Source organism: Tolypothrix sp. VBCCA 56010, assembly GCF_050875635.1.
In the GTDB taxonomy this organism is placed as follows: Bacteria; Cyanobacteriota; Cyanobacteriia; order Cyanobacteriales; family Nostocaceae; genus Hassallia.
In genome coordinates this window covers 1-18,482 of record NZ_JBPAOH010000159.1, presented here as the reverse complement: position 1 = coordinate 18,482, position 18,482 = coordinate 1, and the positions used below count along the sequence as shown (strand labels likewise).

Genomic DNA, 18,482 nt, shown 5'->3' with positions numbered 1-18,482 from the left:
TAAGCTTTGATTATTTTTTGCCGAAAATCGACGGAGTAAGGTTTCATCTTAAACATTGAACCACTGGTTTTATTGTACTACACCTACCTGCAATCCGCTGTATGTCTTGCCAAGTTTCATTAACTTGAGGTTGAATGTCTAAGCTATCAGAAACATCAACGCATACCCACTGCAAGAAGCTTTTCAAGTTATCCAAAATGGAATTTTCGGCTTGCTGTAAATCTAATTTTGCTGTCTGATAACCCTGCTCTCTCGCGTATGACAGCAAATTCTCCAAAAGCCAAGTTTTACCCATTTTCTGCGGAGCTTTGATGCGAATCAGCGCTCCTGGTTGTAAAATCTCTTGATAGCATTTTACCTCACTAGGAGGTCTTTCAATATATATATTTGGGGATACTGTTGATGATAATGGCGATTTGAAATTCTGAGATTCAATTAACTCTGGGATTAAATGTTGTTTGATTCCCGCTGTCAAGATAGCATTACAACCTAATTTATAAGCAAAATCATAACCTTTACCCGCTCCCAGTCCATCATAAAAACCAACAGCAAATTCAATTGCAGCTTTATCTTGAATTTCCTGACTCATCCCCACTACATAATTAATATGTCGGGCAATTTCCGCAGCTTGATATTTGGAATGGCAAGCATTGAGGACAACACACTCGATTTGATTTGCAAATAATTCAAATAAACCAGCTAAAGCTGACCCATCAACAAATTTGACTGCACCCGTTTCATCTTCAAATACTAAACCTTCTTCTTGAGAACCATGCCCAGAAAAGTGAATAATATGTGGTTGATATGTCAAAATAGCTCTACGTATATCTCTGGGACGTATAGCTGATGCTGCACTAATTGAAAATAGGTCACGATTCTCTGATAGTCTCAATCCTTCCTTAATATCGCGCATTTCCTCAGCTAGACGCAGTTGGCTGGTTTTTTTAGGATTTGCTGATAAAAGTAAGATATTCCGAGTATAAATGCTCATTATAAAGCTAAATTTTTAAAGAGCAACAGCGCTATTACCAAGCGACTCCTGTGGAGTATCGCCTTAATTATATATCTCACACTTTTTGGGTAATATTCCTGAAATACTTTTCAGGTCAGGACTTACGCAACTGGGCTATAAAATATGAGAGCATCTCGTGAATCATACACGTTTTGAAAATTGCTCATGCTATCCGCACTACAGAGACGAATCAAATGGCTGTGGAAACCGTTTCAATTGCAACCGGGTAAACCTGCGATCGCTTTAGGATTGCGAACTGCCTTGGCATTGTGTGTACCAATTATATTGGGAGTTGTTGCCGATCGCATCAGTTGGGGAACAACGGCAGCTTTAGCAGCCCTCTACGTTAGTATTGCTGATGTGGGTGGTGCTTATAGTCACCGAGCGGTTGTCTTGTTGGCAGCAATGATTGGTGTGGCTGTGGCTATGCCTTTAGCTACTGTTGTCGGTTCTAGCTGGTGGTTGGCAGTAATAGTCACGTTTCTCTGGGTGTTTGCGGCGGGGTTGATGGGATTGTATGGCAACTCAGCCAATACTGTTGGTTTTATCACCTCGATGATGTTTGTAGTATCGATTGCCGCACCTATTCCACCGACACTACTGCAACGATTAGCGCTGTGTCTAGCAGGTGGCAGTTGGGCAATGATATTGTCTTTGGGGCTGTGGCTGGTACACCCCTATAAACCTGTCCTCAAAGCTGTTGCTAAATGCTATCTCAACTTAGCTGCTTTGATAGAGCAAGCCAGTCAGTTCAACCAAGGTGCGATTTCGCCGCAACAGCGCTTACGCGAGATGGTACTTTTACAGGATGCGCTGACACGGGATATAGAAACAGCCCGCAAAGTTTGGTCGGCAGTCCGCTACTCGCGCCAAGGAGCGAGTTGTCGGGGCATTCAACTACTAGTTTTACTTGAAGATGCAGGTCAATTAATGACTGTGGTGGTAGCGTTGACAGAGACGCTGGAGGTTGTGGCGGAACATCCACGATTAGCTGTGTTAGAAGTGGAAATTCAGCAAGTTATGCAGCAACTCGTCAGCGCCATGCGTATATTGGCAAGGGCGATCGCATCTGGTGGAAGGACGACACTACTACTAACAGAACTCGATCGGGCGATCGCGACTTTAGAAAGCAAGCGGCAAAATCTGCAAATTCAACATTATCAACATACCCATGACTATTACGGGTTAATAAATATCCGCAAGATAGTTAGTAGTATGCAAGCCCTTACAGAACAGCTACATACAGATGTAGATATTGCTGCAAAACTACAAAACGATCAAAAAATCAGCGTCACACAACCTAATATTAATAAATTGACGGTATGGGATCGAACTTCAATTTTCAATACTTTACGCGATAATCTGACATTGCGCTCAACAAGCTTGCGTCATGCTCTACGCTTAGGATTGACCGCAGCACTCGCCATAGGGCTAGCAGATTGCCTGCAAATTCCCAGAGGAAACTGGGTAGCGCTGACGGTACTTGTCATCTTAAAGCCCAACTTTGGCGGAACGTGGAAAACGGCAGTACAACGCATAGGCGGTACAATCCTCGGGGGAATTCTGGCGATTCTCTTGGCATCTTTAATACACAATCACCTGCTGCTATTAGCAAGTATGTTTGTGTTGACATTCATCGCCTTTGCTCTAAAACCGTTAAACTATGGTTTGTATGTATTATTACTCACTCCCTTGATTATCTTGCTAATCAACATTACTAATACAGGTAACTGGGAAATTAGCTTGGTTCGTATCTTAGATACATTAATTGGTGGTGGATTGGCTTTAATTGGCGGCTATTTACTATTTCCTAGTTGGGAACGTCAGCAATTACCCGCCCAACTAGCGAAAACGCTCAAAGCGGATCTCACCTACTTTCAACAAGTTATCGCTAACTATATCGATTCCACCGAAAATATTGACTCTATTCCACCAGTACGGCATCGAGCAGCTTTAGAAAACGCCAACGCTACAGCAGCTGCACAAAGGTTGCTGAGTGAACCTCGTCATCTACAGGGAGAAGTGGAACCCGTAATGACTTTGCTTGCCTACACGCGCAGCTTTTATAACTCAGTCACAACCTTAACAGAACATTTGCGAGAATTTAGCGGACAGTACCCGTTGCCAGGTTTACAGCTATTTGAAACCGCAATAATTCGGGTTTTAGAGAACTTGGTAGATGTCCTGCAACACAAACTGCCACTCCAGCCATTGCCAAATCTCGATACACAAGTAGAAGAAATTCATGACCACATCCAGCAGCTACACACAAATCGGATGGCAGAACTGACAACACGTCCCTATGATATAACTCCTACATTGCAAGCAGTGCGAGACAAAACTGTTATCTCTACAGAAGTAGCTCGAATTGCTCGTGAAGTCTGTATTATGCACAAAGCGATCGCTCGTTTCCAAGCCGACCTATGGGGATAATATTGTGTCCGGCTACGAAATCACCTATTTGGCTGAAAAGCGATCGCTTGCTCAAATTGCCAAAACTTTCTTATGTGAAATTGGAGACGGTAATGAAAAGCGATCGCACTGGGTTATAATCAAGTACTGAAATCATCGGATTTTAGAGCCAATGTACCCAATGATGATTTTACCTGGTCCTAATTCTTCACAGAAATGAAGCCGCCAAGCTCCTGCACCAGTCATCCGCAAATGCCAACTAAAAATACGTTTCTCACCATCAGGACACTTAAAGGTTAGTTCTTGTTTAAACTGCCTGAGCCTTGATTCACTTTCCGGAGTAGCCTTGCTAGGAATATTGTCTGAATTAAAAGCTCCATTTGTCCAAATCTGGCAGTATTTCTCAAGCTCAAACAACCGTTTTACAACCTGTCGTAGCATTGGGTTTCCTGGGTAAAGACTTTGGATCTGCTTGCCAACATCTTCACAAAATTCCAAACTGGGAAATAACTCGTTTCTCCTATTCCAGAGATCAAATCCATCACTCACTTGAATACGGATGCGTTTTTCTATCCAATCAGCGTGTTCATGTACATGGTTGCTACGACTAGCATGGATAATCTCTACTATTTCATGGATTACTTGCTCATCTTCATCAAGTTGTCTGGCTTCTATTTCTATGCGGCTACAATCCCAGCATTCTTCTGAAAGCAAGCTGACTGCGATTGTGTTAAGCATATGGGCAACACCGAGTCCAATCGCTAGTTCTCCCTGATGATAGAATTCAGACAATCCAGCATTATTTTCAAGGTCTTGAATCTCCGAATTTGCAATATCGGTTGAAAAAGGAGCTTTAGTTGCAAGAGTCTTGATAAAAACTCGCTCAACTTGATCTGCATCATTAAACCAGCGACCCAGAGGATAGTTAGGTGCAAGTATTATTGTATAGAAATTTTCTTTAGTGCGAAGACTTACCTTCACTCCCTGAGCTTTAACTGCTTTTATCATCTTAATTAGCTCAGACATTCTTTGCTGTACTATTTGCTCATTTGAAGCAGGATTCCGCAGAGACAGTTCATTTAATATTAAGTCAAAATCCACCTTTTACTCCCCCGCAGGCTCAAGTAAAACATCTAAACTTTTTTCCCATTCATCGAAGAACCCATCGGGCCATTTGTCAATTCTGCCGTTTCTATCAATATGCGGTGATACTACTTCTGTAATAGGTTGCCCTTGTTTTTCTTGACGCTGAAAATAATGTAACTGAACATCATCTGGCTTAATTTTTCCACTATGAACTGCAAGACGAATACCATTTAAAACATGGTCGCTGTGAGTTTCAATTACAACTTGAATACCACAACTAGCTGCAAGCGATAATAACTCACCCATCTTGACTTGCCCTTTAGGATGTAGATGTGCCTCTGGATTTTCAATTATAATTAGTGTACCTGGAGAAGACGCTAATACTGCCACAATAATCGGTAATGTATAGCTAATTCCAAATCCGACATTAGTAGTACGATAGGGGTTACTATCCCCATATAAATATTGCAAACTCATCAAACCTATATCTGAATTTGAGTTGATTTTAATCCTTGTACCAGGACTAACTTCTCTCATCCATCCTTCAACCTGGCTGCTAAGAGCGTTAGATTTTGCCATCGGATGTCTTAGTTTACTTTGAAGAACATCTTTATCTTGATTAATCGCTAAAAAATGTGCTGTGTATTCTCCTTTAGTGCCTACCTGTCCTAGTCGTCGCACTTGATAATCTGACATATCATAAGATGTTCGTGGACCGAGACGTTCTGCCTGTAAGTAGTGAAATCTCTTATTAAAAAGACTTAATTTGTAGACACCAGGATCAACTGATAAGGATTGCGTATCTAAAGTATTTAAAACATCTGCATCTGTCTTAATTTGGTCATAGCTAAAACGCCAAATCCCTTTTTTTTCATCTTTCCAAATAATCTCAAAACTAAGATAATCCTGTTTTGCTCTTTCACAAAATGCATCTTGAGCATTACCAATACGCACTAATTCACCGTTCAATGCTAAACCGACATTTGGCAATAATTCTTGTTGATAAGATTGACGTAGCAAAAGTAAGGATTGGAGTACAGAAGATTTTCCGGTACTATTTAAACCCGAAAGTAAAGTTAGTGGCTTAAATTCGACTAACTGATTTTCAAAAGCTTTGTAATTTATCAACTTCAGAGAATTAATCATGATAATACTTCTTGGATAATTTTCTCGACTGTTTCAAATCTATGTTCTATTTTATTTGCTGCTTGAGATATTGATATTAGAAAATCTACATCGTTATCTACATATTTAACAAACGTATTTATTAACTTTTGCTTTCTGTCTTTTAATATTTGAATATCTTTAGTATCCATTTTTGCCAAATTTACCGACCAAACTTCAAACAAGGATTTATTAATTGGAAACTTTCTTTTATTTTTATGGGAAATTTTACGAAAGGCATTATTACCAAAAATCTCATACGCCGCAATCATCGCTTTTTTGAAGGCTTCTTCTATTTGTTTTATTTGAACTGTAGAAAGACTATTCGTTTTCGACAAAGCTTTACTGAAGAAAGAATCTCTAGTTTCATCTTTATATTCTTTATAATAAATTAGATAAAAAGCGAGAAATCCTAGTACAAATTCTCTATCATCCATTCTCTTTTTCTTGGAATCACTGAGATTAACAACACGTTTGAATTCGTAAAAAGAAGCTAATTTAGCTAAAATTTTTATAGCTTCACCAGGATTTAAAGCATGTCGAAGTTCTTGATTAGAAAGAGGTACACCTCCTGTGTTAATACGTTTGAAGATATTATACTTAACTTCCAAAGGTGTACCTTTTTCAATTAAATATACTGTCACTTGAGTTTCTAAAATACGACGCTGATATCTTCGTTCTAATTCATCATATGTTTTATTACTTAACTCTTTCAAGTATTCTAATCCAACTAATTTAAGTCTCTTCTCACTTTTATCAACCACAAATTGATTCAGGGCAGACAACCTTTGTAATCCATCTACAACTACCCATTCATCTTCATTCGTTCCATCAATATAAAAAGCAGGTAATGGAATTCTAATGATAATTGATTCAATCAATTTACTTTTTGCTTCTGGAGTCCATATGTGTGCTTGTCGTTGAAAATCAGGTGCTAAGTTAAGTGCTTTTTCATCAATTCTTCTAAGCAATTGCTCAATAGTTGGCTCCCTTGTATCGATGTTAATTTTTTCAGGGTCGTATTGGAAACTTACTTTTTCTTCCTCTTGATTATTTTCATCTTCATCTAATATTTCCTCCTCTAAAAATTCTGTATATTGGTCGTTAAATGCTGTCACGGTATGTACTCCTTTTTTTTATATCTTTCACTTACATTTTAGTATTATGCTTTATACTATTTCAATACAATTATTTTATATTTCGATGACTGACCTTGATAGTACTATCTTCCATCGTTGGCAGTTGTAATTAACATAAATTAATCGCCTTTCCCACACCACTAAACAGAAAAGCAGCTGGTTTAAAGCAGCTGCTTTAGTCAAAAATACTCAGATTTGTCTAAACAGTTACCAATTCTTTAACTGACACCACTCCAGCCATATCCAAATGCGATATTTTTATTAATGTTACTTTCTTTGTGCAATGCCGATTTAACACTTTCTGTTTTGAGACACACTCACAAAGTCATGTAAGTTGGCATCCCAAATGCTGATGTAAATTAAATCACACTCCTGACGCACAATCTGGCCTTTTAATCCGCCTTGGGTAAAGCTGACATTATCTTTTTGACGTTGTTGGATTTGTTGCAGTCCTTGCTTGATTTCTTCAGTTGCTTGCCCACCTAACATTCCCTCTAAGGTTGTTTGCATTACCTGGGGGTCTACAGATTGGGCAAAAGCGGCTTCAGTTTGGCGCAGTTCTCCGGAATTGCGGTCAAATAAGTAACCAAGGTCAATTTGATTTGGTACTAAGGTGTAAGTGACAGCACGGGTATTACTCCAAGCACCTCTTAAATCCCTGGCTGGTTTACCCAAAGCGGCTTCTACGCTGCTTCTTGCCGTACCTGTAGGAAATGCGGGGACGCTTTGTATGCTTGTAGTAGCGATCGCTTCCTTGGGAGGTTTTTTGATTTTCTTCGGTGGTGGACTTACATCAGGGTTGGGAATTTGAGGCGGTTGATTTTCTGTTTCTGGCTGAGTTACTGATGCTGCTGGGGTTTCATCAGGTACTATCGGTACAAGTATATCTGCTGGTTTTTTTTCTAATGAAGTACGTGGTTGCTCGGTTTCGGGTTGCGTAGTGGCTGCAATTCGGGGGGCAACAGGTGCAGGAAAAGTTGGTTGCTGCCGCCGTGAGGTAGGTATAATTGGTGCTGGGTCAGGTTGAGAAGCAATCGGCGTATCAGCGGGTTCGTCGGTGGAAACTGGAGATTCTGGGGTAGGAGTTGGTATGTTGGCGATCGCTTTTTGGGTAGTTTCCGATTCGGGCGATGTCGCAATTGAAGCTTCTGGTTGGGGTTGACGAGTAAGATTAGCGATCGCAACTGCACCAGTTAAGCTACCCGCAACCAAACCACCGACAATCCAAGCAGGCTTTCGCCAGTTTCGGTTATGCCTGATTTGCGTAGGAGGTGGCGGAGTTTGCTTTTGGGCAGCTACAGGATTTAAAGCGATTGTGGCAGCTGTTGGCGCTGATTGTAGGGGAGATTTTGGAGGAATAGAACTAACAGACTGTAAAGCATGTAGCATTTTGCTAGCAGTCGAATAGCGATCGCCTGCGTGCGGCTTAATCGCCTGATTTAGTATGTTTGCCAAACCTGGAGATAGATTCGGGGCATATTGTTGCCAAAGTATTTCCCCGGTTTGCTGGTTGGTTTCTAGTTCTTGCGGGTGTTTGCCAGTCAGTAAATAAATCGCCGTTAAGCCTAAGCTATATATATCAGTAGCATAAACTGGGCGTCCCACAGCTTGCTCACTCGGCATATATCCAGGTGTACCCATCACAAGCGATTGAGTAGGATATCCAGCCGTACCGACAACCGAACAGATCGTTTCTTTGACTGCACCAAAATCAATTAAAATCGGCTTGCCATCGCTAGAGCGCAAAATAATATTATCCGGCTTGATATCCCTGTGGATAATCCCTCTGCTATGGACATAATTCAAAACTGACAGCAGACGCAAAAGAATTTCTCTGACAGTAGTTTCGTTGAGTAATCCTTTCGCGGCGACAATCTGTGTTAGGGTTTGACCGTGAATCCATTCTTGAACCAGGTAAAACTGCCCATTCTCAGGAAAGTAGGCGTAGAGTTCGGGAATTTGGTCACTACTTTTGCCAAGATTTTCTAAAGTCGCCGCTTCTCGTTCAAACCGCTGTCGAACCAGTTTGTAGGTTTGCGGGTCATTGGCGGCGATCGGTTTGAGTTGCTTAATCGCACAGCGACGGCGAGAAGGCATATAGGTATCTTCTGCCAGAAAGGTTTCACCAAACCCACCAGCGCCGAGTACCTCGATTACTTGATAGCGATTGTTCAGCAGCGTTGTTGTCATGCTTCGTTGCGTCAGAAGACATCACCCTTTCAAATGTATATCAAATGCCGAGACGACTGTTGAGAAAGAATATATCCCGGCAATGGGCAATTGTTTAATGGGCAATGGGCATAGGGCAATGGGCATAGGGCAATGGGCAATTGTTTAATAGGCAATGGGCAATTGTTTAATGGGAGATTTTTTCCATGCCCGATGCCCGATGCCCGATGCCCAATGCCCAATTACCCATTCCCAATTCCCCATTCCCAATTTTCACAGAGTCTGTCCGGAATGAGAGTTGATATTCCTCTATTAATAACTAGCAACATCTCATAGAAAAAGTATGTTTTTGAGAGTTTGGGCGACTACCCTTGTGCTAGCTTCTTTTTGGTTGACATCTCCCTTGATAACTTCGGTTTTGGCGGAAAATGCATTCGCTGCTTCTGATTCAAGAAATTCTAAACTGATTTCTGTCACGAAAGCTGAATTCGGAGTTGAGAGAGTTGGCGCCAGAGGTAATGTTACCTTCATTCCGACAACGAGAGTACCACTTCAAGAGAAAAGGCGTTACGGATGGCGAATTCAACTTAAAGATTACAAGGGTGAAGTAACATGGCGAGAAGTTCTGCGATTGCCAAAACAACCAGAAAACTGGGGTACAGATAATGGTGAAAACTTCTCACTATCAGCAAATGGTACTGAAGGTGTAACTACTCGTACTCAGGTAGCTCAAAATGGTATGATTGAAAACTTCTGGACTATTGCTCCTGGCGATCCGAGTGGTAAGCATAAGATAGAAGTTTACATTGATAATCGACGTATTGCAGCTTTCGAGTTTGAAGTGGTTCGAGTTAAGCAGTAGTAAGCACTCGTGTGTGCTTAAATATGAGGGCTTTAGCCCTCACTACTTTTAATATGTGCGTTGAATTGTTTGAGAAGGCGATCGCACTAAATAAGTCTTATTTCCATTTTGCAAGCGAACCACTACATCAACCACGCTACCAGGTTCTAAATTTGGTCCACCCCTAGCTACCATCTCCACTCCGGAGTTAGAAATTCTCGGTTGTTCAGAAAAGGTAGTTTCCCAAATCGTTTCGCCATTGCTTTTAATCAGCCACAATTTATCAACAGTTAATGTTGACGCTACTGGTTTTCCATCCTGCGCTTTCAAGCGGACACTCGCCATCATTCCCTTATTATTTGCAGTGGTACTTGGCATAAAATTACGCCACAAATAAGTATCAATTGCATAGGAACGTCCATTTATTGTTACCTTGTCAGGCGCGGTTTTTAATTCGCTAGTAGACGCATTTCGCCGCGCTGATTTACAATAATATAGATTCGCCACAGCTTCAGATGCCCAGTGTTCTTTTGGGACATCAGAAAACGGCGCGGGCAATTTGTCAATCTGCCGATTGGCACAAGCTTGTTGAATTTGCTCTTCTGTTGGCTGCGTTTGAGCAAGCACTTGTGTTGATGCAATTAAGCAAAGTGGTGAAACCAAAGCAGTAATAACCAACAGTTGCTTCATAGGATGGCTCATCTAATCGCAATTCAGGTCAACTGTTTTTGACTGAGTTGTGAAACTTAAAGTTCCAAATTATTAAATTTTTTACAGCGTCAAAGCAGACTCGGACGCTGTAAAAAATGCAACAATTCGTGTCACGAGAAAGATGGAATTGACTTGAGGCTGTCTTGATTCCATACGTACTTGTTCATGTCGCTGGGCCATGAAACTTCATCGGGTGTGGCAATTTTTAGGGTGCTGGAATTAAGTTTGTTATATAAGCCCACAAAATCACCAACTTCAATCTGATTTTTTTGAAAGGTTTGGCGAAGAAGTTCGATTGTAAACATCATGTTATGCGCTTCAAAGCTGCCTTTAGGAAACAAACGCGGAAATATCAAAAATTTTATATCGTCTCGTTTTTGCTTAATAGCTCTTTGGGGTGTAATTCCATATCTCTCTGATAATGGATCGCCTTGAATGAAAACCATAATGTAATTTGGACCTAGTACCCATTTTCGATAGCCGTTGCCGAAGGTGAAAACATTGATCAGTTGACTAGTGCGCTGCTTCCACTTCTGTTCTTGAATTCGTCGTTCTCGAAAGTCAAACACCCTAGCGTGTCTACAAATAAACTTTCTTTTCGCAAGCTCAAGAGCTCTAGCCAAGAAAATTGTTCCCAGACTATCGCCTGATAAATTAAGAATTATCGCGTTGTTGACGGCATAAGTAATCAAAGTTGCCGCGTTTTCAATGACTGGACTACCAGATAAACCAACATAGTCAAGAGCTGCATTAATCCAGTCAAGGGATCGGTTAATGAAAGCGATAATTGGACGTTGTTTAAGAAAAGTGGAGTTGTTCATATTGGCGATGCCAGTTAAGAGAGTAGTAGCATACCTACGGCTCCTTCTTGAAGATTCTGACTCACGTTGTCCCAGCCCAGAGACAAATATGGCAAAAAGTTCACGCTTATCGTTTTCTGGATAATAGGCGATTTCAGATGCAATCATGGCGATTGGGTTAGGAGATGCCATCACCGAGTCAAAATCAAAAACCTCTTCGCTACCTGGATTTTGAAATTGTCCATCAAATTTTTTATCTGGGAAAAAAGCTTCAAGAGGCCAGCGCCACCAGGGAGATACGATTCGTTTTGCCTTATCCGAGCTGTTCATAAAAGACCTTGCTAAAGTACACGTCGTGTGTTTAGAGTATAAACGCGAATGTGTCTGTAATTATACAAGGTAATTTTATAACCTATAAGCAAAGCCGCTTGCTGCGGCTGCCTAAGCACGCGATCGCTCGAGCAATATTGTCTTAACACCAAGCGTATTCGTTTATAGTTAGATAAATATTTTCTAATTTTATACCTGCCAATTTTGCAAAAATTACTTTGCTCCGGAAATTAGCCAATTATTACTTTCTGCATCCCATATCAGGGAGAAGCGCACAGATTCAGGAACTTCTTTACCACTTTTCAGGAAATATTTTAATTTACTATTTACTGTAGCTGTGTTTGTAGTTTCTTCCACCAAACTAAGTTGTTCAATATCCACATTTTTAACTTTTCCATCCCACCAATCAATGTAGGAAAGATAACCATCGGGGTGAATAGCTTTATCACTTTGATAGCTAGGAGATAGTTGTTTCCAAGAAGTTTGATATTCACCTTGATTAATAGTTGCAAAATAATTTTCCACAGCTTGTTTTGGTGATGGTTTATCAATTTGTGTCGGTGTTGAAAAAGAAGTTGGAGTTGGTGTAATAATCGGCTGAGAATATACTGGTCTGGGAAGTTGAGATTTTATCAGTTGTTCGTTTTCCTGGGTTTTGTCGTTGTTGACTAAAGGTTCTGAAGTTCTGGAAATTTGCGATTTTATCAGTCGTGCATTTTCTTCGGTTTCGTCTTTGTTTGTTGAAGGTTCTGAAGTTTTGGGAAGTTGGGATTTTACAGGTTGTGCTTCGTCCGGAGAATCTGGCAGTGTAGTAGTTTGTGGGTTAGATTCTGTTATTTGTTGAGGTTGTTTGTTAAGAGCAAGACCAATAATAATAGAAGCACCAATTAAACCACCAGCGATTAAACTGGCAAGAAGGATTCCCCTTTGTCCGCTACCTTGATGGATAGGTGTTGCTGGAGTAGAGGAAATCATGTTTTGAGGTGTTGCTGACGGTGCAATTACTGTTGGTGGTTGTGTGACATGTACGGTAGAAGGAATTACAAAATTAGAGTGCAATGCTGACAACATTTCTTTAGCGCTGGAGAAGCGATCGCGTGGATGATAAGCGATCGCTTGATCAATAACTTCCGCTAATGTCGGGCTAACATTCAAAGCGAAAGAACGCCAAACAATTTCCCCGCTACGCGAATCTGTTTCTAATTCTTGTGGCTGTTTCCCTGTCAGTAAATAAATTGCTGTCAGCCCTAAACTATATAAATCACTCGAATAAACCGGTCTACCCGCTGCTTGCTCGCTCGGCATATATCCAGGTGTACCAATTACAATTGAACTGGTAGGATTTCCTTGAGAATTTACCACCGTTGCCATAGCTTCTCTGACTGCACCAAAGTCAATCAACACAGGTTTGCGATCGCGTTGACGCAAAATGATATTATCTGGTTTGATATCGCGATGAATAATTCTTTTAGAGTGTACGAACTCCAAAACTGGTAACAAGTTCACTAATATTTCCCGCACAACACTGTCACTAAATAAACCCGACTGGCGAAGTTTTGCTGTTAACGTGTCACCTTCAATCCACTCTTGAACTAAATAGAATTGTCCATTTAACTGGAAGTATGCATACAATCTGGGAATCTGGTGAGAATTTCCGCCTAAATCTTCTAAAATTGCGGCTTCCCGTTGAAAACGTTCTTGTATTAGTTGGTAAACTTGGGGATTATTAATAATCGGCTTTAACTTTTTAATTACACACCTACGACCTGATGGCATTTGGGTATCTTCTGCTAAGAAAGTTTCACCAAATCCACCGCTTCCCAAAGTCTGAATAATTCGATAGCGATCGTCTAACAGCATTGGCATAAACTAGCGCAGCTTGAGGACAAGGCGTGTTGTCCTGTATTTTACCTTCTAAGTATACCAACTCGTCAACAGTCGCCAAAGCGTGTATTTGTGGCTAACTTTTGTCATCGGCAGCTCAGTAATCTTTGGTATTTTTGGAAGCAGCTTAATACTAAAGCGCAAACTAAAAAAGCTAAAATCTGTCAACTAACCTCCAAATGAATCACCGCCCACCCTCTTAGGCATAGGGCAGCTTAAGAAATCATTTCGCACTTTGCATTCGTAATTTTCGCACTTTAGCTAATTTCTCTTTGCCATAAAATATCTGTAACTCTCGTCACTCCAGCTTTCAGATGACGGCGATAGGTACTGAAAGGCAAATCTAGTAACTCAGCTGCTTGTTCTTGCGTGGGGGCGGGATTTAAATAAGTTCGATAAACAGCGCGGTAGAGTTTTTCATCACGCGGGGATGATTGTAAGGATTCAACTGCTTGTTTTACCAGATTTTGTAAAACGTTAATGCGTTGGCTTTGCCCAGAGCAGGCATTGCCTAAGTGCCCAGAGGACGGCTTTTCTCTGAGTTGCGTGTCCAAAGGATTCTCGCTCATACTTGCTTTGGTGGCAACTTGTTCTGACACTAAGCGCCAGAACACTTCCTGTACGCTTCGCGATCGCATTAATGGATTATTCTGTAATGCATCAGGACAATTAAAGTTACGTAACGCATTCTGTACTGCCTCCACAAATTCTGGCTGACTAAGAACTAACAGAGGTTCATCGACTGGAGTATTGTCTACAGATTCTCCGGTAATTGTAACCTCTTTTCGTGCTAAAATTTCCTTCCATACGGCAGGTGACACAATTCGCCAGTCATGCCCATAAACACCATAGTGTCTTCCCCCAACAATAAAATCAGTTTCTCTAAGTCGTGTTAAGTCGAAGTAGTTTAACATTGCTGTCCAACTATCTGCTTGGGCACAAGGTAGAAAGGTGTATGCTAATCCCGGTGTGTTCTGAAAATACTGCACAAAATTAATGAAAATTAGACTTTGGGTGGGGGAAACAGCTTGATAGGTGTCCCGCGCCATCCAGAAGCGGAAAATAGTTGCGCCTTCGCTCTTGCGTAATGGTGCATGGGTTTGGAGATATTGCCAAGATGCAAGAGCACCCGGATCTGCACTCAAATCTTCAACAGTTGCTGTGTGCAATGCCACCATCATTGCAAATCCCGCAGGTTCGGAGTGCAAGTCACGAAATACTACTACATTCTGCGGTTGGCGCTTCAACCAATGAGCTGCTATTTTTGCTGATTCTTCGCCTTCGTATTGTGCCACCATCCCCAGCAGTGCGGTTTTGTCAGTTTCCCGTAGCCAGTCCGTCAATAAACTACTTTGCTCACCCCAGGTGAAACAGGATCGAATAGCCGAGTTATCCCGATGCAAAAAAATATAATCAAGTAGCACTCGATGCTTTTCTTGCCCTTGGGTTTGTCCTAGTCGTTTAGTATAGTATTGACGCGCTCGGTGGTGTAATTCAGTGTAAAATTCCGAATTGCGCCAACGCAAGTCAGCAATTAAAACTTCGCGTGCTAAATCGTGGGGAAATAAACCCAATTGCCCTGATTCGATAAACGACAGTCCGCGCAACCACTCAAATAAATCGTGAACATCAAGTATTTCCCCTAAAGAGTGAGCCTCACCAGCCAAAGTATTTTCAGGCGCAGCCAATATTTGATTTAGTGCGGCTTCGGTAGTCAGGCGGATCACCGCACAAGCTTCTAAAGCCATACGGTGTGCGGGCGTTGGTACTTCTTTTATGAATCTTTCCAAGAGTGTTTTAACAACATTGGGAGCAGATTCTGCTTGAAAAGAGATTTCTTTTTCCTGAGCAAACACCTCAGCAACCAAAGATAATGCTAGAGGATGTCCGTGGGTAAATTCTAGAATCGCCTGGTGTTGTGTGGTGGGAATATCTCGTGTGGTAAGATAAGTTTGACTTTCTTCTGGGGTAAGGTTGCGTAGGGACAAGGTGTGCATCAAAGCTTGCCAACCTGGATCGCTACACCAAGAAGATGAGGGGGGATTGCGTCCAGCAATCACAATTAAGGTATCAACAGACAAATGGGGTAAGAATCCTTCCCGCAACCATTCATCTAGCTGGGCAATAGCTTCATAGGTATCAATTAAAATTACATTACGTTCTTGTTTTTGGGCTAGCACATGCAAAGGAGAATCTGATTCATTCAATCCCATCAACGATCGCAACGTGCTAACAAAAGATTCTGGCGCAGCTTCTATATTACGTGCTTCTACGTAGATAGTTGAGATTTTTGACTGTTCACAAAACCGCAAAAACTGCTGCATGAGGGTTGTCTTACCCACACCGCCAGGACCAAAGACGTGCAAAATGTGAAAAGGTAATTCTGGAGATGCGATCGCATGATGAAATAGCTCCAGTTCCCGTCCACGTCCTACAAATCTGCGATTTCGTTCTGCACTTAGTCGCTGTAATAGAGATGTCATTGGCATCCGTTCCTTTTTTATTAACATTTGTTAACAAAAACTTCCTGTTTCAACCGAGACTGTCGGCAGCACCTCGTCCACAGGCAGACACGACAGAACTTGCCGCGTATTTTGATATGTTTATTGCCGCGTTCAAATCGCGGTCAATCTCAAAACCACATGAATGGCAGTGATAAGTTCGCTCCCTTAGACTAAGCGAATCTTTCACGTTGCCACAGCAAGAACAGGTTTTGCTGCTGGGTGCAAATCGATCAATAACGACTAACCTGCCGCCGTATAGCTGACACTTATACTCCAACTGACGGCGAAACTCGTAAAATCCTATGTCTCCTATCGCTTTAGCCAAGCAACGATTAGCCATCATGCCAGACACGTTCAAGTCTTCAATCCCTATTACTGCGTGGTTTTTGCTTAAATAAGTGGTAACTTTATGAAGAACATCTTTGCGAATGTTGGCAACCCGTCTATATGCTTTCTTCAGCAGTAACGCTGCTTTATACCAATTAACAGAACCTTTGACCTTACGACTAAGATTGCGTTGTAGTCGTTTTAGCCTATGCTCTGCTTGACGATACGATTTAGCGCCGTCGAACACAACACCTGTGGATAGTGTTGCTAGCCCTTTGATGCCTAGATCGACGCCGACAATATCGTAAGCTTTTGGTGTTTGTGTTGGGGAAACATCAACTTTAAACGAGATAAACCATCTATCTGCTTGGCAACTAATTGTCACCGCCGTCGGCTCTACACCTTGTGGCAAGCTCTCAAAAGTTTTTAACCATCCGATGACTGGAACTTTGATGCGTTTGTGGTCAACATGAATTGAACCGTCAAGAGTGAAGGAGTCATTTCTTCCTTTCTTCTTGAACTTTGGGAATCCCTTGACTTTCTTAAAAAAAGATTTAAATGCATCGCTCAAATAACGTAACGCATATTGAGGAGAACATTTACTAACTTCGTAATACCAAGGGTTTTCCGGCTTAATTGAAGCCACTAACCACTTGTGTAAGTCAATCGAAGAAGGAAACTTAATCTTGTCGTTAGGATTGGCATGGTTATGTGCTAACACCTGTTGACACAAGGCAAGTCCTTGATTCCAAGCATGACGCGCTACACCAGCGTGTTTTGCCAGTATCAAGCGTTGTACTTTGTTAATTTTGAGTTCTGTCTTAAATCCTAGTAGCATAGTAAAATTGTACAGCATACGACGTACAAATACTATGGGTAAACGGTTAGACATTCGACTCCCTGATGAGTACCATGAGATTCTTGAGCAATATTGCAAGCGTTCAGGAGCAACAAAGACCGGAGCGATAAAAATGCTAATCCTTGTACTCAAAGATGAGCAATTGTTAGCAATTCTAAGGAAATTAATCACTGTTGATTAACCCTTCCTCAAATTTTACGTAGGATTACTGTTTTAAAGTATGAAGGATGTTTTTGATTTATAAAATCTATTTTGACAAAATTTATAAATTTTACATACACCTGGTTAGTTAGGTGTTTAATTTATTCGAGTAAATAAAATAATTATCTTGACAAATGTCTTTAAACATGAATATAAAATTTGTCTCATCATTAGAAAAAAATGAGCAAGAAATGAGCAAAAAATGAACACTTTTTGGACTGGAAGGTGAGCTAGAGGAGTGGCACTCTATAAGTGTTCGTTATAAGTGCTTTTCCAGACATAGCTGCCTGGATATAAAGATGGATTTAGCTAATGAAAAACTTTGCATGGAAAACAGTCATATTTGCACTTATCGCTGTGCTGATACCAACTCAGGTAAAAGCTGTTAGTTTTACGCAAACTAAAGAAGCTGGTGAGACTCTGACTACAGCTCAAATTATTCCATCGGGACCGCTATCTTTGGAGTCTATTTCTGGGACAATCTCGGAAACGAATCCTGCTAACTTATTTCAAATCTACCTAACTGGCGGAAAGACATTCTCAGCTACGACTAAAATCAATCCAGGTAGTCTTGCCGATCCACAGTTGTTTCTATTCGATTCAAACGGCAAAGGTGTTTACGCAAACGATGACGAGAGTCCTAATACAAAACAAGCTACTTTGCCGAAGGGTGAATTTTCCCCCAATAACCCTGGTATTTATTACTTAGGAATTTCTGGCTTTGACTACGATCCTGTTGGTAGTAAAGGTAAAATTTTCTCAGATTTCCCCGATGTTCCTTTTCAAACAGTTTTGAAACCATCTGGTACTGGTGATGGATTTCAACTTGAGGAGTTTGATGGCTTGATATTGGACAGTGGAAGTTATACTATCACCCTCACCGGCGTTCAAAGTGCTAAAGCAATCCCGGAAGCATCATCTGGACTAGGTTTATTAGCGCTTGGTGTTTTGAGTACAGGTGCTATTGCCTCGCGTAGAAGACAGCGGGGTAGAACTATAAACGGTATTTCCTAACTTGAGTTGGGGAGAGGTTTTGATTAGCA

General features: G+C 41.2%; 16 protein-coding genes. 5 read left to right on the top strand and 11 right to left on the bottom strand.

What is annotated here, in order from left to right; all coding sequences use genetic code 11:
• Window positions 1–43: 43 nt before the first annotated feature.
• Window positions 44–991, bottom strand: coding sequence for an AAA-like domain-containing protein (locus AABK37_RS34245; RefSeq protein WP_432555926.1), 948 nt, complete (start codon window positions 989–991; stop codon window positions 44–46).
• A 186-nt stretch (window positions 992–1,177) separates the two neighbouring features.
• On the opposite strand from AABK37_RS34245, the gene AABK37_RS34240 reads away from it, so the two are divergent.
• Both AABK37_RS34240 and AABK37_RS34235 read left to right on the top strand, forming a co-directional pair.
• Window positions 1,178–3,445: an FUSC family protein gene (locus AABK37_RS34240; protein ID WP_432555925.1), complete on the top strand. Its 2,268-nt coding sequence runs from the start codon at window positions 1,178–1,180 to the stop codon at window positions 3,443–3,445.
• Between the two features lie 4 nt (window positions 3,446–3,449).
• Window positions 3,450–3,575 carry a hypothetical protein gene (locus tag AABK37_RS34235; protein WP_432555924.1) on the top strand — a complete coding sequence of 42 codons (126 nt, stop codon included), beginning with the start codon at window positions 3,450–3,452 and terminating at the stop codon, window positions 3,573–3,575.
• Window positions 3,576–3,577: 2 nt separating this feature from the next.
• On the opposite strand, the gene AABK37_RS34230 is transcribed toward AABK37_RS34235, so the two are convergent.
• The 5 genes from AABK37_RS34230 to AABK37_RS34210 all read right to left on the bottom strand — a co-directional run bounded on the left by AABK37_RS34230 (window position 3,578) and on the right by AABK37_RS34210 (window position 9,158).
• Window positions 3,578–4,525, bottom strand: a complete 948-nt coding sequence (locus AABK37_RS34230; RefSeq protein WP_432555923.1) for a hypothetical protein — start codon at window positions 4,523–4,525, stop codon at window positions 3,578–3,580.
• A gap of 3 nt (window positions 4,526–4,528) precedes the next feature.
• A complete protein-coding gene (locus AABK37_RS34225; RefSeq protein WP_432555922.1) occupies window positions 4,529–5,656 on the bottom strand; it encodes an AAA family ATPase in 1,128 nt (375 codons plus the stop codon).
• The gene (locus tag AABK37_RS34220) at window positions 5,653–6,792 is read right to left on the bottom strand and encodes a DUF262 domain-containing protein (RefSeq protein ID WP_432555921.1); all 1,140 of its coding nucleotides are present in this window, start codon (window positions 6,790–6,792) and stop codon (window positions 5,653–5,655) included. Before AABK37_RS34220 ends, AABK37_RS34225 begins: the two co-directional genes overlap by 4 nt.
• A gap of 312 nt (window positions 6,793–7,104) precedes the next feature.
• Entirely contained in the window at window positions 7,105–9,003 is a 1,899-nt protein-coding gene (locus tag AABK37_RS34215; protein WP_432555920.1) for a protein kinase domain-containing protein, read from the bottom strand.
• Between the two features lie 29 nt (window positions 9,004–9,032).
• A complete protein-coding gene (locus AABK37_RS34210) occupies window positions 9,033–9,158 on the bottom strand; it encodes a hypothetical protein (RefSeq protein WP_432555919.1) in 126 nt (41 codons plus the stop codon).
• Window positions 9,159–9,325: 167 nt separating this feature from the next.
• Here AABK37_RS34210 and AABK37_RS34205 point away from each other — a divergent pair, with 167 nt between their 5' ends.
• The gene (locus AABK37_RS34205) at window positions 9,326–9,844 is read left to right on the top strand and encodes a hypothetical protein (RefSeq protein WP_432555918.1); all 519 of its coding nucleotides are present in this window, start codon (window positions 9,326–9,328) and stop codon (window positions 9,842–9,844) included.
• Window positions 9,845–9,892: 48 nt separating this feature from the next.
• On the opposite strand, the gene AABK37_RS34200 is transcribed toward AABK37_RS34205, so the two are convergent.
• The 5 genes from AABK37_RS34200 to AABK37_RS34180 all read right to left on the bottom strand — a co-directional run bounded on the left by AABK37_RS34200 (window position 9,893) and on the right by AABK37_RS34180 (window position 17,271).
• Window positions 9,893–10,513, bottom strand: coding sequence for a hypothetical protein (locus AABK37_RS34200; RefSeq protein ID WP_432555917.1), 621 nt, complete (start codon window positions 10,511–10,513; stop codon window positions 9,893–9,895).
• Between the two features lie 131 nt (window positions 10,514–10,644).
• Window positions 10,645–11,664, bottom strand: a complete 1,020-nt coding sequence (locus AABK37_RS34195; protein ID WP_432555916.1) for a hypothetical protein — start codon at window positions 11,662–11,664, stop codon at window positions 10,645–10,647.
• A 213-nt stretch (window positions 11,665–11,877) separates the two neighbouring features.
• Window positions 11,878–13,530, bottom strand: coding sequence for a protein kinase domain-containing protein (locus AABK37_RS34190; RefSeq protein WP_432555915.1), 1,653 nt, complete (start codon window positions 13,528–13,530; stop codon window positions 11,878–11,880).
• A gap of 275 nt (window positions 13,531–13,805) precedes the next feature.
• Window positions 13,806–16,031: an AAA family ATPase gene (locus tag AABK37_RS34185; protein WP_432555914.1), complete on the bottom strand. Its 2,226-nt coding sequence runs from the start codon at window positions 16,029–16,031 to the stop codon at window positions 13,806–13,808.
• A 49-nt stretch (window positions 16,032–16,080) separates the two neighbouring features.
• Complete coding sequence (locus AABK37_RS34180) at window positions 16,081–17,271, bottom strand: RNA-guided endonuclease InsQ/TnpB family protein (RefSeq protein ID WP_432555913.1); 1,191 nt, start codon at window positions 17,269–17,271, stop codon at window positions 16,081–16,083.
• On the opposite strand from AABK37_RS34180, the gene AABK37_RS34175 reads away from it, so the two are divergent.
• Window positions 17,252–17,419 carry a CopG family transcriptional regulator gene (locus AABK37_RS34175; RefSeq protein ID WP_432555912.1) on the top strand — a complete coding sequence of 56 codons (168 nt, stop codon included), beginning with the start codon at window positions 17,252–17,254 and terminating at the stop codon, window positions 17,417–17,419. The genes AABK37_RS34180 and AABK37_RS34175 overlap by 20 nt on opposite strands.
• Window positions 17,420–17,751: 332 nt before the next feature.
• Window positions 17,752–18,453 carry a DVUA0089 family protein gene (locus AABK37_RS34170; protein ID WP_432555911.1) on the top strand — a complete coding sequence of 234 codons (702 nt, stop codon included), beginning with the start codon at window positions 17,752–17,754 and terminating at the stop codon, window positions 18,451–18,453.
• The last annotated feature ends 29 nt before the right edge of the window (window positions 18,454–18,482 follow it).